At 66.5% G+C, this 21198-nt stretch carries 21 protein-coding genes and 2 riboswitches; of the genes, 17 read left to right on the plus strand and 4 right to left on the minus strand.

What is annotated here, in order from left to right:
• The first annotated feature begins 1 nt into the window (after position 1).
• Together AC0WRY_RS12755 and cobJ are read left to right on the plus strand one after the other, a co-directional pair.
• The gene (locus AC0WRY_RS12755; protein WP_194407312.1) at positions 2 to 733 is read left to right on the plus strand and encodes a precorrin-2 C(20)-methyltransferase; all 732 of its coding nucleotides are present in this window, start codon (positions 2 to 4) and stop codon (positions 731 to 733) included.
• Entirely contained in the window at positions 730 to 1464 is a 735-nt protein-coding gene (gene cobJ, locus AC0WRY_RS12760; protein ID WP_194407313.1) for a precorrin-3B C(17)-methyltransferase, read from the plus strand. The genes AC0WRY_RS12755 and cobJ overlap by 4 nt, the downstream gene beginning before the upstream one ends.
• Here cobJ and AC0WRY_RS12765 read toward each other — a convergent pair.
• Positions 1440 to 2186 (minus strand): cobalt-precorrin-6A reductase, encoded by a 747-nt coding sequence (locus AC0WRY_RS12765; RefSeq protein ID WP_194407314.1) that lies wholly within the window; start codon positions 2184 to 2186, stop codon positions 1440 to 1442. The two genes, cobJ and AC0WRY_RS12765, sit on opposite strands and share 25 nt — an antisense overlap.
• Between AC0WRY_RS12765 and cbiE the strand changes: the two genes are divergently transcribed.
• The 8 genes from cbiE to cobT all read left to right on the plus strand — a co-directional run bounded on the left by cbiE (position 2185) and on the right by cobT (position 9384).
• Complete coding sequence (cbiE, locus tag AC0WRY_RS12770; protein ID WP_194407315.1) at positions 2185 to 3366, plus strand: precorrin-6y C5,15-methyltransferase (decarboxylating) subunit CbiE; 1182 nt, start codon at positions 2185 to 2187, stop codon at positions 3364 to 3366. The two genes, AC0WRY_RS12765 and cbiE, sit on opposite strands and share 2 nt — an antisense overlap.
• Positions 3363 to 3731, plus strand: a complete 369-nt coding sequence (locus tag AC0WRY_RS12775) for a cobalamin biosynthesis protein (RefSeq protein ID WP_194407316.1) — start codon at positions 3363 to 3365, stop codon at positions 3729 to 3731. The genes cbiE and AC0WRY_RS12775 overlap by 4 nt, the downstream gene beginning before the upstream one ends.
• Positions 3728 to 4510, plus strand: coding sequence for a precorrin-4 C(11)-methyltransferase (cobM, locus tag AC0WRY_RS12780; RefSeq protein WP_194407317.1), 783 nt, complete (start codon positions 3728 to 3730; stop codon positions 4508 to 4510). Before AC0WRY_RS12775 ends, cobM begins: the two co-directional genes overlap by 4 nt.
• A complete protein-coding gene (locus AC0WRY_RS12785) occupies positions 4510 to 5820 on the plus strand; it encodes a cobyrinic acid a,c-diamide synthase CobB (protein ID WP_194407318.1) in 1311 nt (436 codons plus the stop codon). Before cobM ends, AC0WRY_RS12785 begins: the two co-directional genes overlap by 1 nt.
• Positions 5817 to 6548, plus strand: a complete 732-nt coding sequence (cobA, locus tag AC0WRY_RS12790) for a uroporphyrinogen-III C-methyltransferase (RefSeq protein ID WP_194407319.1) — start codon at positions 5817 to 5819, stop codon at positions 6546 to 6548. The genes AC0WRY_RS12785 and cobA overlap by 4 nt, the downstream gene beginning before the upstream one ends.
• Positions 6549 to 6593: 45 nt before the next feature.
• Positions 6594 to 6812: riboswitch (cobalamin riboswitch) on the plus strand.
• 37 nt (positions 6813 to 6849) lie between these two features.
• Positions 6850 to 7527 carry an energy-coupling factor ABC transporter permease gene (locus AC0WRY_RS12795; RefSeq protein WP_194407320.1) on the plus strand — a complete coding sequence of 226 codons (678 nt, stop codon included), beginning with the start codon at positions 6850 to 6852 and terminating at the stop codon, positions 7525 to 7527.
• Positions 7528 to 7571: 44 nt separating this feature from the next.
• The gene (gene cobF / locus AC0WRY_RS12800) at positions 7572 to 8321 is read left to right on the plus strand and encodes a precorrin-6A synthase (deacetylating) (protein WP_194408247.1); all 750 of its coding nucleotides are present in this window, start codon (positions 7572 to 7574) and stop codon (positions 8319 to 8321) included.
• 10 nt (positions 8322 to 8331) lie between these two features.
• Complete coding sequence (gene cobT / locus AC0WRY_RS12805) at positions 8332 to 9384, plus strand: nicotinate-nucleotide--dimethylbenzimidazole phosphoribosyltransferase (protein WP_194407321.1); 1053 nt, start codon at positions 8332 to 8334, stop codon at positions 9382 to 9384.
• On the opposite strand, the gene AC0WRY_RS12810 is transcribed toward cobT, so the two are convergent.
• On the minus strand, positions 9377 to 9949 hold the full coding sequence (locus AC0WRY_RS12810) for a histidine phosphatase family protein (RefSeq protein ID WP_194407322.1): 573 nt from the start codon (positions 9947 to 9949) through the stop codon (positions 9377 to 9379). The genes cobT and AC0WRY_RS12810 overlap by 8 nt on opposite strands.
• 75 nt (positions 9950 to 10024) lie before the next feature.
• A riboswitch (cobalamin riboswitch) is annotated at positions 10025 to 10226 on the plus strand.
• A gap of 115 nt (positions 10227 to 10341) precedes the next feature.
• Here AC0WRY_RS12810 and AC0WRY_RS12815 point away from each other — a divergent pair.
• The 7 genes from AC0WRY_RS12815 to AC0WRY_RS12845 all read left to right on the plus strand — a co-directional run bounded on the left by AC0WRY_RS12815 (position 10342) and on the right by AC0WRY_RS12845 (position 19772).
• Entirely contained in the window at positions 10342 to 12705 is a 2364-nt protein-coding gene (locus tag AC0WRY_RS12815; protein WP_194407323.1) for a TonB-dependent receptor, read from the plus strand.
• A gap of 12 nt (positions 12706 to 12717) precedes the next feature.
• A complete protein-coding gene (locus AC0WRY_RS12820) occupies positions 12718 to 14151 on the plus strand; it encodes a PepSY domain-containing protein (protein WP_194407324.1) in 1434 nt (477 codons plus the stop codon).
• Between the two features lie 148 nt (positions 14152 to 14299).
• On the plus strand, positions 14300 to 15901 hold the full coding sequence (locus tag AC0WRY_RS12825) for an ABC transporter substrate-binding protein (RefSeq protein WP_194407325.1): 1602 nt from the start codon (positions 14300 to 14302) through the stop codon (positions 15899 to 15901).
• 17 nt (positions 15902 to 15918) lie between these two features.
• A complete protein-coding gene (locus tag AC0WRY_RS12830) occupies positions 15919 to 16860 on the plus strand; it encodes an ABC transporter permease (protein ID WP_194407326.1) in 942 nt (313 codons plus the stop codon).
• Positions 16857 to 17780, plus strand: coding sequence for an ABC transporter permease (locus tag AC0WRY_RS12835; RefSeq protein ID WP_211418257.1), 924 nt, complete (start codon positions 16857 to 16859; stop codon positions 17778 to 17780). Before AC0WRY_RS12830 ends, AC0WRY_RS12835 begins: the two co-directional genes overlap by 4 nt.
• A gap of 13 nt (positions 17781 to 17793) precedes the next feature.
• The gene (locus AC0WRY_RS12840) at positions 17794 to 18783 is read left to right on the plus strand and encodes an ABC transporter ATP-binding protein (RefSeq protein WP_194407328.1); all 990 of its coding nucleotides are present in this window, start codon (positions 17794 to 17796) and stop codon (positions 18781 to 18783) included.
• Positions 18780 to 19772: an ABC transporter ATP-binding protein gene (locus AC0WRY_RS12845; protein ID WP_194407329.1), complete on the plus strand. Its 993-nt coding sequence runs from the start codon at positions 18780 to 18782 to the stop codon at positions 19770 to 19772. Before AC0WRY_RS12840 ends, AC0WRY_RS12845 begins: the two co-directional genes overlap by 4 nt.
• A gap of 89 nt (positions 19773 to 19861) precedes the next feature.
• Here AC0WRY_RS12845 and AC0WRY_RS12850 read toward each other — a convergent pair whose 3' ends face one another.
• Both AC0WRY_RS12850 and AC0WRY_RS12855 read right to left on the minus strand, forming a co-directional pair.
• Complete coding sequence (locus AC0WRY_RS12850; protein ID WP_194407330.1) at positions 19862 to 20149, minus strand: YciI family protein; 288 nt, start codon at positions 20147 to 20149, stop codon at positions 19862 to 19864.
• A gap of 69 nt (positions 20150 to 20218) precedes the next feature.
• A complete protein-coding gene (locus AC0WRY_RS12855; RefSeq protein ID WP_194407331.1) occupies positions 20219 to 21193 on the minus strand; it encodes a sugar ABC transporter substrate-binding protein in 975 nt (324 codons plus the stop codon).
• Between the last annotated feature and the right edge of the window lie 5 nt (positions 21194 to 21198).

Consider the following 21198-nt stretch of genomic DNA (forward strand, 5'->3'; position numbering starts at 1 on the left):
GATGGGACGCATCATCTGCTGCGGTCTCGGCCCCGGTGATCCCGATCTGATGAGCGTGCGCTCAGACCGCACGGTGCGGGCTGCGAAGCACGTCGCATACTTTCGCAAGAAGGGCAGGCCGGGCCAGGCGCGGCGCATCGTCGAGGGCATGCTCGCGACTGACGTCACCGAATACCCCATGGAATACCCTGTCACGACGGAGATCGCCTTCGACAGTGCGGAATACGTCCAGCTGCTCGCCGGTTTCTACGACGAATGGGCGGAGCGTCTGGCGCGGCTTTCGCGTGCGGTCGACGTCGTTGTGCTCTGCGAGGGCGATCCTTACTTCTACGGCTCCTTCATGCATCTGCACACGCGCCTGCAAGGGCGTGTCGAGATCGAGGTGATCGCCGGCATTCCCGGCATGGTCGGCTGCTGGAACGGCGTCGGCCAGCCGATCGCGCTTGGCGATGATGTGACGACCGTGCTGATGGGCACGCTTCCCGAAGGTGAGCTCGAGCGCCGCATGCGGGATTCCGATGCGCTCGTCGTGATGAAGACCGGCCGTAATCTTGCGAAAGTGCGCCGCGCGCTCGCATCTGCCGGCCGGCTGGACGACGCCTGGCTGGTCGAGCGCGGCACCATGCCGGGCGAGCGTGTGGCGCGGCTCGCGGAGATCGATGCCGCCGACTGTCCCTATTTTGCGATCGTGCTGGTGCACGGCAAGGGCCGGCATCTGGAAGCCGCCGAATGACGGGCACGCTGACCATCGCGGGCCTCGGGCCGGGCAGCGATGCCCTGGTGACGCCCGAGGTCACGGCCGCGCTTGCCACCGCGACCGACATTCTCGGCTACGCGCCCTATGTCGCGCGCGTGCCGCCGCGTGCTGGGCTGAAGCTGCATCCCTCCGACAATCGCGAGGAGCTGCAGCGCGCCGGCGAGGCTTTGCGGCTCGCCGCAGAAGGCCGGCAGGTCGTCGTCGTGTCATCCGGCGATCCCGGCGTGTTCGCGATGGCCTCGGCCGTGTTCGAGGCGCTGGAGCAGGCGCCGCAATATCAGGCGCTGCCGATCCGCGTGCTGCCCGGGATCACCGCCATGCTGGCGGCGGCTGCGCGTGCCGGCGCGCCGCTCGGCCATGATTTCTGCGCGATCAACCTCTCGGATAATCTCAAGCCCTGGACGATCATCGAGAGGCGTCTGCGCCTCGCAGCGGAAGCCGATTTTTCGATTGCGATGTACAATCCGCGATCGGCGAGCCGGCCCGAGGGCTTTGGCCGCGCGCTCGCGGTGCTGAAGGACGCCGGCTGCGGCGAGCGCTTCGTCATCTTTGCGCGCGCGGTCAGCGCGGCCGACGAGAAGATCGTGACCGTGACGCTGAACGAAGCGGCGCCGGAGATGGCCGACATGCGCACGCTGGTGATCGTCGGCAATTCGCAGACGCGCCGTGTCGGCCGCTGGGTCTATGCACCGAGGCGGGTCGAATGACCGAGCCACTCCATCACCTCAGCGACGCTCTCGACCCGTCGGCGCTCGGGCAGCGTCGGCCGCGAGATCATGACCACGGGAAGGCCGAGCATGCGGGCCGCGTCGACCTTGGCACGCGCGCCGTCGCCGCCGGAATTGCGGGCGACGATCCACGCGATCTCGCGGGCGCGCAGCATCTCGAGCTCGCTGTGAAGCGTGAACGGCCCGCGCGACACGATCACGTCAGCGGCGAAGGGCAGGGCCGCCTCCTGCGGATCGACGAAGCGCAGCGTGTAGGCATGCTGCGGCTTCATCGCGAACGGCGTGATATGCTGGCGGCCGATGGCGAGGAACACGTTCGCGGGCGCCTCCGGCAGCGCGGCGGCGGCGGCACTGATATCTGCAACCTCGATCCAATTGTCGCCGGACATGCTGCCCCAGGGCGCGCGCTCCAGCGCGAGCAGCGATGTCCCGGTGTCCGCGCAAGCTTCGACCGCGTTGCGGCTCATCTCGGCTGCGAATGGATGCGTCGCGTCGATCACATGCGTGATGCGCTCGTCGCGGATGTAACCCGCAAGCCCGCTGACGCCGCCGAAACCGCCGATGCGGGTCGGCAGCGGCTGATCGGCCGGCACGTGAGTGCGACCGGCGTACGAATAGACGGCATCGATGCGCGCGCGCGCGACCTCGGCTGCGAGCGAGCTCGCATCGGCCGTCCCGCCCAGTATGAGGGCGCGCATCATGGCTGATCCCTGGCTGACCATCATCGGTATCGGCGAAGATGGCCTTGCCGGGCTGTCGGAAGCAAGCCGAAAGGCGCTTGCCGATGCCGAAACCGTCTTTGGCGGGGAACGGCACCTCGCGCTCGCCGGTGTGGGCAGTCGCGGCCGTGCGTGGCCAGTGCCATTCGATGCCGGTGTCGTGCTGAGCTGCCGCGATCGGCCGACGGCGGTGCTCGCCTCTGGCGATCCGTTCTGGCATGGCGCAGGCGCTGTTCTCGCCGAGAGACTCGGTAGCGACGAGTGGATCGCGCATCCGGGACCGTCGACGTTTTCGCTCGCGGCTGCGCGCTTAGGCTGGCGGCTGGAGACCACGATATGCATTGGCCTCCATGCCGCGCCGTTCGAGCGTCTCGTACCGCATCTGGCGCGAGACGCGCGCATCATCTGCCTGATGCGTGATGCAACGGCGGTTGATGCTCTCGCGAAATGGCTGACCGATCGCGGATGGGGTGCCTCGCTGATGTGGACACTCGAGGCGCTTGGCGGGCCACAGGAATATACCGACCAGCATCGCGTCGACCTCTTTGCCGAGGAGGTGACCTCAAATCTGGTCGCGGTGGCCTTGTGGGCGAGGGGCACGCAAGGCATTCCCCGCAGCTCAGGGTTACCGGACGATCTGTTCGCCCACGACGGCCAGATCACCAAGCGCCCTGTGCGCGCGCTCGCGCTCTCGGCGCTGGCGCCGCGTCCGGGCGAAGGGCTGTGGGATATCGGCGCGGGATCGGGGTCGATCTCGGTCGAGTGGGCACTGTGCGGCGGGACGGCAACCGCCATCGAGGCGCGTGAGGATCGCGTCGCGAACATCAGCAAGAATGCAGCCGCGTTCGGGCTGGCGCACCGGATCAGCGTCGTCACGGGGAAAGCGCCCGAAGCGCTCGCTACACTGGAAGCGCCGGATGCGGTCTTCATTGGTGGCGGCCTCGATCGTGCGATGTTCGATGCCGTCTGGTCGCGCCTCGCGCCTGGAACGCGGCTCGTTGCACATTCGATCACGTTGGAAACCGAAGCGCTGCTCGGCGAGCTAGAGCAGGGCCATGGCGGTCAGCTGATGCGGGTCGAGATCGCGCATTCCGCGCCGCTCGGCCGCTATCGTTCCTGGGAAGCTGCACGGCCGGTGGTGCAGTGGAGTGTGACCCGATGAAAGTGGCTGGCTTCGGGTTCAGGAGAGATGTCACGCTGGCCTCGCTGCGCGATGCGCTGCGGGCGGCGGGCGGTCCCGAAGGTCTCGCAGCGATGGCGACTGTCAGCGACAAGGCCGACGCGGAGCCGCTAAAGCAGCTCGCGCGTGAGTGCGGTGTGCCGATCAAGGCTGTTCCGGCTGAGATGCTGGCCGGGATCGCAACGCCAAGCCAGTCGGATCTCGTGATGGAGAAGTTCAGGACCGGATCGGTCGCAGAAGCCGCGGCGCTCGCGGCGGCTGGCCCTCGCGCGCGGCTGATTGCGACGCGGGCGGTCTCGCAGGATCGCACCGCAACCGCCGCAATCGCGGAAGGAGACGGCGCATGACGGTGCATTTCATCGGCGCCGGGCCGGGCGCGCCAGATCTGCTGACCCTGCGCGGCCGCGACCTGATCGCGGCCTGTCCGGTCTGTCTCTATGCGGGCTCACTGATCCCTGACGGCGTGCTTGCGCATTGCCCTCCCGGCGCGCGCATCGTCAACACCGCGCCTTTGTCGCTCGATGAGATCATCGCGGAGATCGCCACGGCGCATGCCGAGGGCAAGGATGTCGCACGGCTGCATTCCGGCGATCTCTCGATCTGGTCGGCGATGGGCGAGCAACTCCGCCGCCTGCGCGCGCTGGGCATTCCCTTTTCGGTCACGCCGGGCGTGCCGTCCTTCTCCGCCGCTGCGGCAGCGCTCGAGGCTGAGCTGACCCTACCGGGGCTTGCCCAGACGGTCGTCCTGACGCGCACGCCGGGCCGCGCCAGTGCAATGCCTGACGGCGAGAAGCTGGCCGCGTTCGCCGCGACCGGCGCGGTGCTCGCGATTCATCTGTCGATTCACCTGCTCGACCAAGTCGTCGCCGAGCTCACGCCGCATTACGGCGAAAATTGTCCGGTCGCGATCGTCTGGCGCGCAAGCTGGCCGGACCAGCGTATCGTGCGCGCGACGCTCGGCACGCTCGATGCAGCAGTCGGCGCGGAGATGGAGCGTACTGCGCTGATCCTGGCCGGCAAGACGCTTGGCGCTACGGATTTTGACGAGAGCCGCCTCTACGCCGCCGACTACGACCGTCGCTACCGACCTGTCGGCGCCGAGCCTCGCTTTCCGGAGGCGTCGTGATGGCGGTGGGCCTTGTCATCTCCGCACCGGCCTCCGGAGTCGGCAAGACCACGCTGACGCTGGCGCTCGCACGCGCCTGGCGCCATCGCGGCCTGAACGTGCAGTGCTTCAAGAGTGGCCCCGACTACATCGATCCCGCCTTCCACGCGGCCGCGACGGGCCGCGCCTCCGTCAATGTCGATAGCTGGGCGATGGACCGCGGCACGATCGCCCATCTCGCCAGCCGCGGCGCGGATGCCGATATCGTGCTCGCCGAGGGCTCGATGGGCCTGTTCGACGGCGTCGCCGCGCGCGGCGTCTGCGGCACCGGTGCTACCGCCGACATCGCGGAGATGCTGGGCTGGCCGGTGCTGCTGGTGATCGACCCCTCTGGACAGGCGCAGACAGCGGCGGCGATCGCCGCAGGCCTGCGCGATTACCGCGCCGGCGTGCGCCTCGCGGGCGTCGTGCTCAATCGTGTCGCCAGCCCACGCCATGAAGACCTGGTGCGGCGTGCGCTCAAAGATGCCGGCATCGCCGTGTTCGGCGCGCTGCCGCGCCATGCCGAGATCAGCCTGCCGAAGCGGCATCTCGGCCTGGTGCAGGCCGAAGAGCAGGCCGAGATCGGCAAGCTGATCGACGAGGCCGCGCGCTTCGTCGCCGAGCATGTCGATCTCGCTGCCGTGTTGCGCTCCGCAGCCGGCTGGTCGCCGCAGCCGGCCGCAAATGGCCTGACCGTGGTGCCGCCCGGCCAGCGCATTGCGTTGGCGCGTGATGCCGCGTTCTCCTTCGTCTATCCCCATATGCTGGAAGCCTGGCGCGCGGCGGGCGCCGAGATCCTGCCGTTCTCGCCGCTGGCCGATGAAACGCCTGACGCGAGCGCCGATGTGTGCTGGCTGCCCGGCGGCTATCCCGAGCTTCATGCCGGCAGGATCGCGTCCAATGCGCGTTTTCGCGAGGGCCTGCGCGCCTTCGCCGAAACGCGACCCGTGCATGGCGAATGCGGGGGCTATATGGTGCTGGGAGCCGCTTTGACCGACGCGGACGGGATCCGCCATGAGATGACAGACCTGCTTGGCCTCGAGACCAGCTTTGCCAAACGCCGCATGCATCTGGGCTATCGCCTCGCGACGCTCGCCGCGCCGATGCCGGGATATCGCGCCGGGGCGCGCCTGCGCGGCCACGAGTTTCACTATTCGACCATTCTCGCCCAGCCTGACACGCCGCTCGCGGTCGTGCATGATGCGACGGGTGCAGTCATCGCCGAAACCGGCTCGCGGCGCGGCCGTGTCAGCGGCACGTTCTTTCATCTGATCGCGGAGGATCGGTGAGCGGATTCGTCTCCTTCATCTCCGCCGGACCCGGCGACCCCGAATTGCTCACGCTCAAGGGCGCCGCGCGGCTGCGCGAGGCCGACGTCGTGCTCTATGACGATCTCGCCTCGGGCGCGATCCTCGATCTTGCCCGGCCCGAAGCCAATCTCGTCTCGGTCGGTAAGCGGGCAGGGCGGCCCTCGACCAAGCAGCATCACGTCAACCGCCTGCTGGTCGACTATGCCGTAACGGGCGCGCGCGTGGTGCGGCTGAAGTCCGGCGATGCCGGGATATTCGGCCGCCTCGAGGAGGAGATCGAGACGCTGCGCGAAGCCGGCATCGGCTATGAGATCGTCCCCGGCGTCACCTCGGCTTGCGCCGCCGCGGCTCAGGCCGGCATTCCCCTGACAAGGCGCCACACCTCGCGCCGGGTGCAGTTCATCACCGGCGCGGACGTCACCGGCGAGCTGCCGCCGAACCTGAATTGGGCGGCGCTGGCCGACCCTGAAGCGACGACCGTGGTCTATATGGGCCGGCGCACCTTTCCGGCGCTTGCCGCAAAATTGATCGCGCATGGGCTTGCCGCGGATACGCCGGCGCTGGTCGCCGAATCCCTCGGCCGTTCCGACGAGCGGCTGGTCCGCACCACCATTGCCGAGCTTGCCGAGCAGCTTGCCCGCGGCGGCGCGGCTTCCACCGCCGCCGTGATCCTGTTCGGCGCGCTGGCAGGGGATTATCCGTCGTGACGGCCGCGGCCGCCCTTCGCCTCTTGACGCAGGCGCGCCGAAAGGAGCACACAGGAGAGGCATGGTGCTCAACGCGGCGCAAAGCGCCGGAGCATAATCGGGAATGGGGATGGGCGGACCAAGTTGCGGCGCTCAAAACCCCAGCCGCCCCCGCGACTGTAAGCGGTGAGGGGCTCCGATCAGCCACTGGGCCGCAAGGCCCGGGAAGGCCGGAGAACCCAGTGAACCGCGAGCCAGGAGACCGGCCCTGCACGTTTTGAGGCCAAGGCCGTCGGGTGTGACGGCAGGAAGGATCTGAGCCATGCATATCGAACCCGGGATCGTGACGGGCGCCAAGCTCGTGTTGAGTTACGCAACCGGCATCGCCGCAGGCGGCGTTGCCCTGAAGCTCGCGGCCGAGACCGTACGCGAGCAGGGCATGACGTCGTTTGCCGCGCGCGCCTTGGCCACGACGGTCCTCGTCTTCGTCTTCTTCGAGATCCTGCCGCACTTCCCGGTCGGCGTCTCCGAGGTCCACTTCATTCTCGGCTCGACCTTGTTCCTGCTGTTCGGTGCGGCGCCCGCCGCCTTTGGCCTCGCGTTCGGCCTGCTGCTTCAGGGCGTGTTCTTCGAGCCGGCCGACATCCCGCAATACGGCATGAACGTCACGACGCTCCTGGTGCCGCTGTTCGCGATCCAGGCGATCGCCACACGGACCATCCCGCGCAACACCGCCTATGTCGATTTGAAGTATCGCCAGGCGCTGGCGCTGTCGACGACCTATCAGGCCGGCGTGATCGGCTGGGTGGCGTTCTGGGCGCTCTACGGCTCGGGCTTTGCGATGAGCAACCTCGCCAGCATCGCGACGTTCGCCGCCTCTTACGCGCTGGTCATCGTGATCGAGCCGCTGGCCGATCTGGCCGTGCTGGCGCTGGCGAAGTCGCTGCGCGGCGTCACCGCGCCGGGCTTCGTCACCCCGCGCCTGCACAACGCGGCCTAAAGAGACAAGGGGCGGCCGTCATGGCCGCCCCCCCGGCGCCCGCGATGCTCACGCTTTCCCTGATCGGCATCGGTTGCGGCGATCCTGGCCAGCTCACGCGCGCCGCCATTGAAGCCATCAACGCCGCCGATCTCGTCCTGATCCCGCGCAAGGGAACGGCGAAGTCCGATCTCGCCGATCTCAGGCGGACGATCTGCGCGGATGTTCTGACCAATCAAACGACGCGTATTGCCGAGTTCGATCTTCCCGTGCGCGACACAGAGGAAGCGGATTACCGCAAGGGCGTGGACGACTGGCACGATGCGGTTGCCGCGACCTGGCAGCACGCGGTCGCAGATCATCTCAAGGGTGAGGGCAAGGTTGCGCTGCTGATCTGGGGCGATCCCTCGCTGTATGATTCCTCGCTGCGCATTGCGCGGCGGCTCGATCCCTTGCCCAAAATCGAAGTCGTACCCGGCATCACCGCGATCCAGGCGCTGTGCGCGGCCCATGCGCTGCCCCTCAACGACATCGGCGAGCCATTTCTGGTCACGACGGGACGGCGCCTGCGCGAAGGCGGCTGGCCGCAAGGCGTCGACACCGTGGTGGTGATGCTCGACGGCGGCACGGCGTTCCAGTCGCTCGATCCTGATAGCCTCCACATTTACTGGGGCGCCTATCTCGGCATGCAAGATCAGATCATCCTATCCGGCGCGCTCGCCGAAATCGGCCCGCGCATCGTGGCCGTGCGGCAGGAGGCGCGCGCGCGCCACGGCTGGATCATGGACAGCTACATTCTCAAGCGGACGCGTTAAGCGAGGCAGCATGCTCCCCGACTGGGTCACCGACAAATGCCCCGAAATCTCCGCGGTCCATCGCGACGCGGCGATCGCGCGTCAGGCGCAACTGACGAAGCCGACCGGCGCGCTCGGCCGGCTCGAGCAGCTCGCGATCGAGCTCGCGGGCTTGCAGGCCACCGAGCAGCCGCGCGCGGCGCGCGTGCCGATCATCGTCTTCGCCGGCGACCACGGCATCGTCGCGCAGGGCGTGTCGGCCTATCCGCAAGCGGTGACCATCGCGATGATGGCGAATTTTGCCGCGGGCGGTGCCGCGATCTCGGTGCTGGCGCGCGAGCTTGGCTCCAGCCTGGAAGTGGTCGACGCCGGCACGCTTGCGCAGGAGGAGATGACGGGAATCGTCACCGACAAGCCGCGCCGTGGCACGCGCGATTTCAGCGTCGAAGCCGCGCTCACACCTGCGGAACTGGCGTTCGCCTTCGAGGCGGGCCGGCGCGCCGTGGAGCGCGTGGCGGCCAATCCGCCCGATCTCCTGATCTTCGGCGAGATGGGGATCGGCAACACCACCACATCGGCGGCGATTGCCGCGAGCCTGCTCGGCATCAGCGCCGAGGAGATCGCAGGCAGCGGGACCGGCGTCGATGCCGCCGGCCGGGCGCACAAGGCGCGGGTGATCGACGCTGCGATTGCGCATCATGGCGTTGCGGGAGCGTCGCCCGAAAAAATCCTGTGCGCCGTCGGCGGTCTCGAAATCGCGGCGATCTCGGGCGCGATCATCGCGGCCGCGCAGCGCCGCATTCCCGTATTGATCGACGGCTTCATCGTGTCGGTCGCAGCGCTCGCAGCAGTGCGGCTGAACCCGTCCTGTCAGCCGTTCCTGCTGCCGTCGCATCAATCGGCCGAGCAGGGGCACCGGCTGGTGCTGCGCGCGCTGAACGTGCAGCCGCTGATCAGCCTCGATCTCAGGCTCGGCGAGGGATCGGGCGCCGCCATCGCGCTACCCTTGGTGCGCAGCGCTTGTGCACTTCACAACGGCATGGCGACCTTTGCCGAAGCCAATGTGCCGGACAGGCCTAGCTGACCCGCTGATTGACCGAGACGACGCGCCATCCGGTCGCGAGGCGATCGATCCGGGTCAGCGACAGCGGCTCGATCACGAAGCGCAAGGCGGCTTGCGGCGTGAGATCCAGCGCGATGCACAGCGCGGCGCGGATGGTGCCGGAATGCACAACGAGCGTGGCCGGTCCGGTCCCGATCCGCGACAGGCCTAGCCGGACACGCGTGACCTGATCCGCAAAGCTTTCGCCGCCCGGTGGCCGCCCGCCGGCCGGATCATTCCAGAACTGGGCGTAAGTCTCGTCGCCGGTCGCAGCGAGCGCGTCGTGCCGATGGCCGGTCCAGTCGCCGAAATCCTGCTCGCGGAATTCGCTGACCAGCTCCGGTTCGAGACCCAGCGCGCGCGCCGTCTCGACCGTACGCCGCGACGGGCTGGCATAGCTGGCGGCATTCCGCGGCAGATGGCGCTGCAGCGCCTCCAATTGCGCGCGATCGCCGAGGTCGGCCGGTGCGTCGGCGGCGTGGATGGTGCCTTTGATGCCGTCGACCGGCGCGTGCCGGATCAGCCAGAGGAAGGTCTCGCCTTCCATGCTCAAACACTCCAAGGAAGTTGGTTGCTGTGGCAATAACGTCGCACGGGATACATTGACTCTGTCCTGATGGTAATCCTAGATGCTCGCGACGGTTTCCCCGAGAGGGGATGAAAAGGGAATGCGGTGCGGGGACATTGTCTCCAATGCCGCGGCTGCCCCCGCAACTGTAAGCGGCGAATCTTGCATCACGAGCCACTGGGCATCTCGGTCCCGGGAAGGCGACGCAAGGTACTGACCCGCGAGCCAGGAGACCTGCCGTCAGCCGTGGTCACACGCGAAGATGTCGGTCGGGGAGTACAGACATTCGGCTTCATCGGACGGCCGCAAGGCCAAAGGTGAGACCTCGTTCGCTGTGACGTGCCACTGACGTCATACCGAGGTTTTGTGCCGTGTCTTCCATCCGCATCCTACGACCGCGCCGCTTCCTGATCGCCTCCGCAGCGCTCACGTTGGCAGTGGCCGATCTGCCCGCCGCGATGGCGCAGCAGGCTCGCGAACGGCTGCCGGCGGTCGAAATCTCGCCGGCCCAATCCCGCAAGCAGGCGAAGCCTGCTGGCCGGGAGGGGCAAAGCGCCCGCCGCGCGTCCTCGCACAGATCCGCTGCTACGGCAGCGCCAAAGCCTGCGGTGCCTGGCGATGGCGTACAGACGCAGGCGGCGACACCGCTCAACAGCAATGCGGTGGCCGAAAGCGCCTCGCGGCTCGGCCTGACGGTGCGCGAGACGCCGGCGACCGTCGAGGTGATCTCTGCCGAGACCATGCGCGAGCAGGGCTATCGCACCGTGTCCGAGGTGGCGCAGGGCGCGGTCGGCGTCACCTCCGGGGATGCGCCGGGGGAGCCGGCAGGTTTCTCGATGCGCGGCTTCACCAACAGTCAGATCAACACGCTCTACAACGGCATCAAGATCGGCCCGCAGAACATGACCTCGCGGATCATGGACACCGCCAATCTGGAAGCCGTGGAGTTCTTGAAGGGACCGGCCTCGCTGATCTCGGGCGAGGGCGCCGCCGGCGGTGCGATCAATTTCGTCACCAAGCAGCCGCATACGGGGCCGATCCGGAACGAGGCTGACTTCTCCTGGGATTCGCTGAACTCGTTCCGCGCGCATTACGGCTCGGGCGGCAGCACCAACGTGCAGGGCCTCGACTATCGCTTCGACATCAGCCGTTCCTCGCTCAACGGCTTTGTCGACGACACCAATACCAAGATGCTGGATGTGTCGGGTCAGCTCAACTACCGCATCTCCGACAGCCTCAAGGTCTGGGGCGCGATCGAATATCGCGAGGATCGCGGCAAGGCCTATTGGGGCGCACCGCTTGTGCCGGTCGCTTTCAGCGGCGCGCATGCGACGAGCGGGATCGTGTCCGGCAATTACGTCTCGAACTACAACAAGACCAACCTCGGCGCCGTCACCATCGACGACCGGACCTTCAACACCAATTACAACGTTCTCGACAATCGCAACGTGGCGCAGGAGGTGTGGCTCCGCGGTGGCTTCGAGCTGAAGCTGGCGCCCGACCTGATCCTGAAGAGCCAGGCCTATGGCTACGGCGCCGAGCGCACGTGGTTCAACAATGAGGTTGAGGCGTTCAATTCCGGAACGAACCTGGTCGATCGCGAGCGCTTTTACGTCGCCCATAGCCAGCGTCTCGTCGGCAATGTCACAGACCTGATCTGGGACACAGACATCGCCGGCTTCGACAACCGGTTGGTCACGACGTTGTCCTCGAGCTATCTCGATTTCGTCAGGCCGGGCGCCGCCAATTTCCCCGGCGATTCCGTGTCCCTCGTCGATCCCAACCGCGGCTTCTACGGCACGCTCACGACCAAGCGGCAGACCGCCCGGATCGACAACGAGGCGCTGTCGTTCGAGGACCGGCTGAAGCTGACGCGGACGTTCTCGCTGATCGGCGGCCTGCGCGTCGAGCATATCGGGCTCGACCGCAACTCGATGGACTCCGCGGGGCTCGTGAACGCGGGTTTCCCTTACACCAAGGACTGGGCCCCGGTGACCGGGCGCATCGGCTACACCTGGGAAGCCGTGCCGGGCCTGACCTTCTTCAGCCAGTACGCCACCGGCGCGGACGTCTCGGCCAACAACATCTTTTTGCTATCACCGACCCAGCCGCTCGATCTCACGACCGCGCGCACCTACGAGACCGGGGTCAAGCACCTGTTCTGGGACAACAGGGCGGAATGGTCGTTCTCGGCCTACGACATCCTGCGCAAGAACGTCTATGCCGCCGCCGGCGGGCAGGCGCTCAATATCGCCGGGCGGCAGGAGTCCAAGGGCGTCGAGCTTGCCGCCTCGGTGCGCCCGATCGATCCGCTGCGGCTGTGGGGCAACATCGCCTATGTCGATGCGCGCTATGCCGATTACGACTTCGTCGGCGGATCGTTCTCCGGCAACACGCCGCCGAACGTACCGCGCATCGTCGCCAATGCCGGCGCATCGTATCGGTTCTTCACGCCCTGGCCGGTGGAGCTCGGAATCACCGGCCGCCATGTCGGCGACCGCTACAACACCGACGCCAACACGGTGACGATGAAGGCTTACACCGTCGCCGACGTCTACGCCTTCGTCGACATTCCCAAGACCGTATTTGGCGCTGTCGACCAGGCCCGCCTGACCTTCCGCGTCCGCAACATCACCGACAAGCGCTACGCGATCTGGGGCGATCCGTTCTATCCCGATCAGATCCTGCTCGGCGCGCCGCGCACCTATGAACTCTCGGCGGCGTTCAAATGGTAGGGCGCTGACCGCATGATGGCCGCGATCGTCCTGCTGCATCGCTGGCTCGGGATCGCGTTCTGCCTGCTGTTCGCGATGTGGTTCGCGACGGGAATCGTGATGCACTTCGTTCCGTTTCCGTCGCTGACGGAAGCGGAGCGCTTTGCCGGTCTTGCGCCGCTGGACCGGACGGATGCGCGGATCGCGGTTGCCGATGCCGTCGTCGCGAGCGGAATCACGGACGCCACGCGTGTCAGGCTGATCCGGCGAAGCGATGGGCTCGCTTATGTCATTACGGGACCATCGCGCCTGCGCGCCGTGCGCGGCTCCGACGGGAGCGACGCAGAGGTGGTGTCCTCCGATGTGGCGCTCGCCATCGGGCGGGATCACGCCCGCAACCGCGGGCTCGATGCCGCGCACGCAACCTTGCTCGCGAAGGCGGATTACGATCAATGGACCGTGCCGAACGGCTTCGATCGTCACCGGCCGTTGTTTCGCATCGCCCTCGGCGATGCCGCCGGAACGGAGCTCTATGTCTCCTCGCGCACCGGCGAGGTCGTCCTGGATACGACGCGAGGCGAGCGCGGCTGGAATTGGGCCGGCAGCGTGCTGCACTGGATCTACCCGACGGTGCTGAGACGCGACTGGGCGCTGTGGGACGGCGTCGTCTGGACATTGTCGTTGTTGGCCTTGATCGCAGCCGTGCTGGGTGCGGCGCTCGGAATCGCGCAGATCAGGACGAGGAATGGCCGCCCCGCAACGCCTTATCGCGGGTGGCACGCATGGCATCACGTCCTTGGCCTTGCCGCGACGCTGTTCGTGCTCAGCTGGATCTTCAGCGGCTGGCTCTCGATGGACCATGGCCGGCTGTTCTCGCGCGGACAGCTGACGGGCTCGGAAGCTGGCGCCGCGTACGCCGTGCCCCGCTGGACGGAGGCACTGTCGCTGGAGCGGACGCCACTGGCGTCATCGGTCTGGGAAGCCGAATGGTTCGGCTTCGATGGCGAGGTCTATCGTCGCGATCGGCTCGCGCTGGCTTCGCAGAAATTGATCAGGACCAAAGATACATCCGGCGCGGGACAAGCCGGCGTCCTGAGCGCGGGCGAGGTTCGGGGCTTGACGTCCCGCCTTGCCAAAGATTGCGGCATCCCAGGCGTTTTGGCCGGCAATGATGATTATCCCGCACGATCCGCCGTACCAAGTGCGCCGGTCTACCGGGTGCATTGCGGCGAGCTCTGGTTCGATATCGACGGCGCCGACGGCAATGTGCTGCAAAGGCTGGATGCCTCGCGGCGCGCCTATCGCTGGTTCTACGCCGCGTTGCACACGCTGGATTTTCCGATCCTCATGGCGCATCCGCTTCTGCGCGATATCCTGATCGTCGGGCTCTGTGCAATCGGATTCGTGTTTTCCATGACCGGCGTCGTCATCGGCTGGCGGCGCCTGCGGCTGTCTCTGAGGGTCTGACTCCAGGCGAACCAGCCGGCCCGAATGGCGGTGAGATCCCGCTGGCGAAGGTCCGGTTAGTGGCATACCATTTGCACGCCAATGGGTTCTGGTTTCACCTGCCCTTGGCCAACGACGGCCGGCATCACAGCATTACTGGGAGGACGTCATGGATCGCAGGACCGTATTGAAGGGACTTGCCGGCGCGGGCGGTCTGGCATTGACCGGCCTCTCGGCCCCGGCGATCGCGCAAGGCGCATCAGCCCGTACCCTCCGCTTCGTGCCGCAGGCCAATCTCGCCAATTTCGATCCGATCTGGGGCACGCAATATGTCGTGCGCAATGCCGCGGCGCTGGTCTGGGACACGCTTTACGGCATCGACGCGCAGCTGCAGCCGCAGCGCCAGATGATCGAGTCCGAGGAGACCTCGGACGACGGCAAGACCTGGACGTTCCGCTTGCGCCCCGGTCTCAAGTTCCACGATGGCGAGCCGGTGCTGGCCAAGGACGCCGTTGCCAGCCTGTCACGCTGGGCTGCGCGCGATCCGATGGGGCTGATGATCATCGCCATCCAGCAGGAACTGACGGCCGTCGACGATCGCACCTTCAAATGGGTCTTGAAGCAGCCCTTCCCGAAAATGCTCTATGCGCTCGCCAAGAACAACGCGCCGTGCTCCTTCATCATGCCGGAACGGATCGCCAAGACCGATCCCTTCAAGCAGATCACCGAATATGTCGGCTCGGGTCCGATGAAGTTCGCCAAGAGCGAGTGGGTCCCAGGCGCCAAGTCGGTGTTCGAGAAGTTCACCGATTACGTGCCGCGGCAGGAGAAGGCCTCCTGGCTCGCCGGCGGCAAGCAGATCCTGGTCGATCGCGTGGAATGGATCGTGATGCCGGACCCCGCGACCGCGGCGGCTGCCTTGCAGAACGGCGAGGTCGACTGGTGGGAGAACCCGATCGCCGATCTCGTGCCCGTCCTGAAGAAGAACAAGAACATCAGCGTCGACATCGGCGATCCCCTCGGCAATATCGGCTCGTTCCGCATGAACCATTTGTTCGCGCCGTTCAACGACGTGCGGGCGCGGCGCGCGGTGCTGATGGCGCTCAGCCAGGAAGACTACATGCGCGCGATCGTCGGCGACGACAACGCGTTGTGGAAGCCGCTGCCCGGCTTCTTCACGCCGGATACGCCCGTGTACAACGAGATGGGCGGCGAGATCCTGAAGGGCAAGCGCGACTTCGATGCCGCCAAGAAGCTGCTGGCCGAAAGCGGCTATTCCGGCCAGCCGGTGACATGTCTCGTCGCGCAGGACCAGCCGATCACCAAGGCGCAGGGCGACGTCACTGCGGATCTGTTGAAGCGGCTCGGCATGAATGTCGACTTCGTCGCGACCGATTGGGGCACGGTCGGCTCTCGCCGTGCGGCGAAGACGCCGCCCGGGCAGGGCGGGTGGAACATGTTCCACAGCTGGCATGCCGGCGCCGACTGCATCACGCCCGCCGCCTACACCGCCATCCGCGCCAACGGCGACAAGGCCTGGTTCGGCTGGCCCAACAGCCCGAACACCGAGAAGGAGATTGCAGGCTGGTTCGACGCCAAGAGTGTCGAGGAAGAGAAGGCGGCGATCGGGCGGGTCAACAAGGCAGCGATCGAGGATGTCGTCTATGCGCCGACCGGCTTCTTCCTGACCTACACGGCGTGGCGCAAGAACGTCTCCGGCATCGCCAAGGGGCCGCTGCCGTTCTTCTGGGGCGTGTCGAAGTCCGCATGATGGTGTGCTGAAGCCAGATGCTCTCCTACATCCTCCGTCGCGTCGTCGCGACCTTGCCGGTGATGGCGATCGTCGCGCTGTTCGTGTTCAGCCTGCTCTACATCGCGCCGGGCGATCCCGCCGTGGTGATCGCGGGCGATCAGGCGAGCCCGGAGGATGTGGAGCGCATCCGCCAGAGCCTCGGCCTCGATCGTCCGTTCCTGGTGCAGTTCGGAAGCTGGGTCTGGCGCATCCTGCACGGCGATCTCGGCACGTCTATCTTCACCAATTTGCCGGTATCGGCGATGATCGGGCAGCGGCTCGGACCGACGCTGTCGCTGATGATCGTCACGCTGCTGCTCACGATCGTGGTGGCGGTGCCGCTCGGCGTCGTGGCGGCCTGGAAGGCCGGCAGCCTGATCGACCGCGTCATCATGGGCTTTGCCGTGTTCGGCTTCTCGCTCCCCGTCTTCGTGGTCGGCTACATGCTCGCCTACATCTTCGCCCTCGAGCTCGAATGGTTGCCGGTGCAGGGTTATACGCCGCTCAATCAAGGCTTCTGGCCGTGGCTGGAGAATTTGATCCTGCCAGCGATCGCGCTCGGCTGCGTCTACATCGCCCTGGTCGCGCGCATCACCCGCGCCGCCATGCTCGAAGTGCTGCAGCAGGACTATATCCGCACGGCCAAGGCCAAGGGCCTCGGCCAGGGCGGCATCCTGTTCATTCACGCCTTGAAGAACGCGGCCGTGCCGATCGTGACCGTGATCGGGATCGGCATTGCGCTGCTGATCGGCGGTGCGGTGGTGACCGAGAGCGTGTTCGCGATTCCCGGCCTCGGCCGTCTCACGATCGATGCGATCCTGCGCCGCGACTATCCCGTCATCCAGGGCATCGTGCTGCTGTTCAGCTTCGTCTACGTCCTCGTCAATCTGATGATCGACGTCATCTATACGCTCGTTGACCCGAGGATTCGCTATTGACCGACACCACCGTCAATCCGCAATCGCTACCCACCGGCCTCGTCCTCGCGCCGCAATTGCCGGAGATTCTCCGGCCGGTCAGGATACGCCGCGGCTTCGTCGGCCTGTTGCGCGGCCACCCCACGGTCGCGATCGGCGGCGCATTGCTGCTGACATTGGTGCTGATCGCGATTTTTGCGCCCTATCTTTGGACGGTTGATCCGACCGCGCTTGCGCCGGCCAAACGCACGCGGGCGCCGTCGGCTGATTTCTGGTTCGGCACCGACGTTCTCGGCCGCGACATCTATTCGCGTGTGCTGTTCGGCGCACGGGTCTCGCTCACGGTCGGCCTGTCGGTGGCGATTTTCGCATCCGCGGCGGGGCTTGCCATCGGCATGGTCTCGGGCTTCATCCGCTGGGCCGACGGCATCCTGATGCGCTTCATGGACGGGCTGATGTCGATCCCGCCGATCCTGCTCGCCATCGCGTTGATGGCGCTGACGCGCGGCAGCGTCGGCAACGTCATCCTGGCCATCACCGTGGCCGAGATCCCGCGCGTCTCGCGTCTCGTCCGCAGCGTCGTGTTGTCGCTGCGCGAGCAGCCCTATGTGGATGCGGCGGTGGCCTGCGGCACGCGCACGCCGATGATCATCCTGCGCCACATCCTGCCGAACACGGTGGCGCCGATGCTGGTGCAGGCGACTTATATCTGCGCCAGCGCCATGATCACCGAGGCGATCCTGTCCTTCATCGGCGCCGGCACGCCGCCGACCATTCCATCCTGGGGCAACATCATGGCCGAGGGCCGCGCGCTGTGGCAGGTCAAGCCCTACATCGTGTTCTTCCCGGCAGCGTTCCTGTCCGTCACGGTGCTTGCGGTAAACCTGCTCGGCGACGGCCTTCGCGATGCGCTCGACCCGCGCATGGCCAAGAGCCTGTGAGGGGCTGACCGCTATGGCCCTGCTCGAAGTCGAAAACCTCCAGACCCATTTCCGCACCCCCGGCGGCATCAACCGCGCGGTGGATGGCGTGTCCTTCCACGTCAATGAAGGCGAAACGCTTGCCATCGTCGGCGAATCCGGCTGCGGCAAATCGGTGACCTCGATGTCCTTGATGCGGCTGATCCCGGAGCCGCCGGGCAGGATCGCAGGCAGCATCCGCTTTGCGGGGAAGGATCTCCTCGAGCTCTCTGACCGCGAGATGCGCGCGATCCGCGGCAACGACATCTCGATGATCTTCCAGGAACCGATGACGAGCCTGAACCCGGTTCTCACCGTCGGTCGCCAGATCCGCGAGACCTTGATGATCCATCAGGGCCTGGACAAGCAGGCCGCCGAGGCACACGCGATCGAGATGCTGACGCTGGTCGGCATCCCCGAGCCGAAGCGGCGGGTGCGCGAATATCCGCACCAGCTCTCCGGCGGCATGCGCCAGCGCGTCATGATCGCCATCGCGCTCGCCTGCAATCCGAAGCTCCTGATCGCGGATGAGCCGACCACCGCGCTCGACGTGACGATCCAGGCGCAGATCCTCAAGCTAATGCTGGATCTCAAGCGCCGGGTCGGCGCGGCCATCATTCTCATCACGCACGACCTTGGCGTCGTCGCCGAGATCGCCGAGCGCGTCATGGTGATGTATGCCGGCCGCAAGGTCGAGGAGGCGCCGGTCGCCGAGTTGTTCCGTTCCCCACGCCATCCCTACACGCAAGGCCTGCTGGGCGCCGTGCCGCGGCTCGGCTCCTCCCTGACGGGCATGGCACGACGGCTTGCCGAAATTCCCGGCCAGGTGCCCGACCTGCGCAAGCCGATCACCGGCTGCGTCTTCGCCGGCCGCTGTGCGCTCGCGACCGATCTGTGCCGGCAATACGCGCCGGGCCTCGAAGAGAAGGGGCCGCGCCACATCGCCGCCTGTCACTACGCGGCCAAGGGAGCGGTCGCGGCATGAGCCCTCCGCTGCTCCAGGTCAACGACCTCAAGAAGCATTTTCCGGTCAAGGGCCGTCTGTTCAGCCGCAAGCGTGAGTTCGTCTATGCGGTCGACGGCGTCTCCTTCGAGATCGCGCGCGGCGAGACACTGTCGCTGGTCGGCGAGTCCGGCTGCGGCAAGTCGACGGTCGGCCGCGCCATCCTGCGGCTGTTCGACATCACCGCAGGGCAAGTCATTCTCGACGGCCAGCGCATCGATGACGCCGCACCCAGCACGATACGCCAGATGCGCCGCCGCGTGCAGGTGGTGTTCCAGGATCCGTTCTCGAGCCTCAACCCGCGCATGCGGGTGCGCGACATTCTCGCCGAACCGATCCGCAATTTCGGCCTCGCCAAGTCGGCGGAGGATCTCGAGGTTCGCCTCACGGCGCTGATGGACACCGTGCGCCTGCCGCGCGAGGCGCTCCATCGCAGGCCGCACGAATTCTCCGGCGGACAGCGTCAGCGTATCGGCATCGCGCGGGCGCTCGCGGCGGAGCCCGAACTGATCGTGTGCGACGAGGCGGTCTCGGCGCTCGATGTCTCGGTCAAGGCGCAGATCGTCAATCTCCTGCAGGATCTGCAGAGCGAGTTCGGCCTAGCGCTCTTGTTCATCAGCCACGACCTCGCGATCGTCGAGCACATGACGCACCGCGTCGCGGTGATGTATCTCGGCAAGATCGTCGAGGTGGCTCCCCGCCGCGAGATCTTTGCCGCGCCGAGACACCCCTACACCAAGGCGCTGCTCTCGGCGGTGCCGCTGCCCGAACCGGGCGCCCAGCGCAATCCGATCATCCTGAAGGGCGACGTCCCGAGCCCGATCAATCCGCCGAAGGGATGTCGCTTCCACACCCGCTGCCCGTTCGTCTTCGATCGCTGCCGGACCGAGGAGCCGGTGCTGCGCGCGGCCGGAGCCGAGCAGTGGGTGGCCTGTCATCTCGAAGACGGTGCCGCCGCGACGAGCAGCTGAGGACTGGATTTTCGTCGGAAATTCGTCAACAAAAACAACCCCATTCTACTGTGCATGGGGTTGTTTTCGCGTTTTCGATTTGGCCGGCCTCAACCCTGCCGGCGCAGGAAGCCTGTGATGGTAACCTTTTCCCAGATCCCGGCCGCGGCAAAGGGATCGGCGCGGTTGAAAGCCTCGACCTCGCTGCGGCCGGGCGCCTCGATCAGGAACAGGCTGCCGATCATCGTCTGGCCATCGTCGGAGACGAGCGGCCCCGACATCACGATCTTGACCCCGAAGCGCGAGGTGTCGCTGAGGAACGCCTTGTGGGCATCGTAATTGGCGAGCCGGGTCGGCAGCGCGCCGGCGCGGTCGACGGCGTGAATGGCGAACAGCATGGTGTCTCCGTGTCTTGCTTCAGTGTTGGGACGGCCGCCATGGCGGCCGTCCGGACGTGATGGGTGGAGTTACTTCGCGCCGAGCTTGCTGGCGTCCTCGAAGGTCGGGCACGTCCGCTGCTCCAGCGGCACGTCGAATGGCTGGTAATTGTCCTTGGTGATGACGGTCGGCTTCAGCACGATCTCGGCGATGACGGGCTGGTTGCGCAGGGCGCGGATCGCCATCATGGTGCCGAGGCATCCTTGCGCAAATCCGTTGTAGTCGCCGCTCGCGAGCAGCTTGCCTGACTTGATCGCGTCGATCGCTTCCTTGGTGCCGTTGATGCCGATCACCTGCGCCTTGCGGTTGGCGCCGTCGAGCGCCTCGATCGCGCCGACCGCCATGGCGTCGTTGGCGGCGAGCACGCCGTCGATCTGCGAATTCGACTGCATCAGGTTCTCCATGACCTGGAGCGCCTGCAGCCGTTGATAGTTGCCGGGCTGCGAGGCCAGCAGCTTGGCGCCCGCATTCTCCTTCAGCGCGTCGTTGAAGCCGCGGACGCGGTCGACGTTGGTCAGCGAGCCCTTGACGCCCTCGATGATGACGATGTTGCCCTTGCCGCCGAGTGTCTTCAGCAGGAAGCGTGCGGTCTCGAGGCCCAGGCTGTAATCGTCGGCGCCGACGAAGGACAGGAACTTGCCGCCCGCGGAGCGGTCGGTGATGTTGACGACAGGGATCTTGGCCTCGTTGATCTTCTCGACACCAGGCACCATGGCCTTGTAGTCGACCGGCGTGAACACGATCGCGCTCGGCTTCTTCACCACGACGTCTTCGATCTGGCTCAGTTGTTCGGGGATCGAGTCCGGCTTGGTCGGGATGTATTGCAGCGTCTTCGCATTCAGCGTCTTCGCCATGTTGTCGGCGCCGACCCGCACCGTCTGGAAGAACGGGTTGGTCTGGTTCTTGGTGAAGACGGCGATGGTCTCGCCGTCGGCCCGCGCTTGCGTGGTGAATGCCGCCGCCATCAGCAGCGGCAGCGTCAGATAGCCCAGTGTCCGTTTCATGTTGC

This window comes from Bradyrhizobium sp. T-12 (assembly GCF_058314695.1).

Excerpts from the sequence above, each read along its gene's own strand:
- AC0WRY_RS12755 (WP_194407312.1), top strand. The coding sequence starts at position 2 with ATGGGACGCATCATCTGCTGCGGTCTCGGCCCCGGTGATCCCGATCTG.
- cobJ (WP_194407313.1), top strand. The coding sequence starts at position 730 with ATGACGGGCACGCTGACCATCGCGGGCCTCGGGCCGGGCAGCGATGCC.
- cbiE (WP_194407315.1), top strand. The coding sequence starts at position 2,185 with ATGGCTGATCCCTGGCTGACCATCATCGGTATCGGCGAAGATGGCCTT.
- AC0WRY_RS12765 (WP_194407314.1), bottom strand. The coding sequence starts at position 2,186 with ATGATGCGCGCCCTCATACTGGGCGGGACGGCCGATGCGAGCTCGCTC.
- AC0WRY_RS12775 (WP_194407316.1), top strand. The coding sequence starts at position 3,363 with ATGAAAGTGGCTGGCTTCGGGTTCAGGAGAGATGTCACGCTGGCCTCG.
- cobM (WP_194407317.1), top strand. The coding sequence starts at position 3,728 with ATGACGGTGCATTTCATCGGCGCCGGGCCGGGCGCGCCAGATCTGCTG.
- AC0WRY_RS12785 (WP_194407318.1), top strand. The coding sequence starts at position 4,510 with ATGGCGGTGGGCCTTGTCATCTCCGCACCGGCCTCCGGAGTCGGCAAG.
- AC0WRY_RS12795 (WP_194407320.1), top strand. The coding sequence starts at position 6,850 with ATGCATATCGAACCCGGGATCGTGACGGGCGCCAAGCTCGTGTTGAGT.
- cobF (WP_194408247.1), top strand. The coding sequence starts at position 7,572 with ATGCTCACGCTTTCCCTGATCGGCATCGGTTGCGGCGATCCTGGCCAG.
- cobT (WP_194407321.1), top strand. The coding sequence starts at position 8,332 with ATGCTCCCCGACTGGGTCACCGACAAATGCCCCGAAATCTCCGCGGTC.
- AC0WRY_RS12810 (WP_194407322.1), bottom strand. The coding sequence starts at position 9,949 with ATGGAAGGCGAGACCTTCCTCTGGCTGATCCGGCACGCGCCGGTCGAC.
- AC0WRY_RS12820 (WP_194407324.1), top strand. The coding sequence starts at position 12,718 with ATGATGGCCGCGATCGTCCTGCTGCATCGCTGGCTCGGGATCGCGTTC.
- AC0WRY_RS12825 (WP_194407325.1), top strand. The coding sequence starts at position 14,300 with ATGGATCGCAGGACCGTATTGAAGGGACTTGCCGGCGCGGGCGGTCTG.
- AC0WRY_RS12830 (WP_194407326.1), top strand. The coding sequence starts at position 15,919 with ATGCTCTCCTACATCCTCCGTCGCGTCGTCGCGACCTTGCCGGTGATG.
- AC0WRY_RS12840 (WP_194407328.1), top strand. The coding sequence starts at position 17,794 with ATGGCCCTGCTCGAAGTCGAAAACCTCCAGACCCATTTCCGCACCCCC.
- AC0WRY_RS12845 (WP_194407329.1), top strand. The coding sequence starts at position 18,780 with ATGAGCCCTCCGCTGCTCCAGGTCAACGACCTCAAGAAGCATTTTCCG.
- AC0WRY_RS12850 (WP_194407330.1), bottom strand. The coding sequence starts at position 20,149 with ATGCTGTTCGCCATTCACGCCGTCGACCGCGCCGGCGCGCTGCCGACC.
- AC0WRY_RS12855 (WP_194407331.1), bottom strand. The coding sequence starts at position 21,193 with ATGAAACGGACACTGGGCTATCTGACGCTGCCGCTGCTGATGGCGGCG.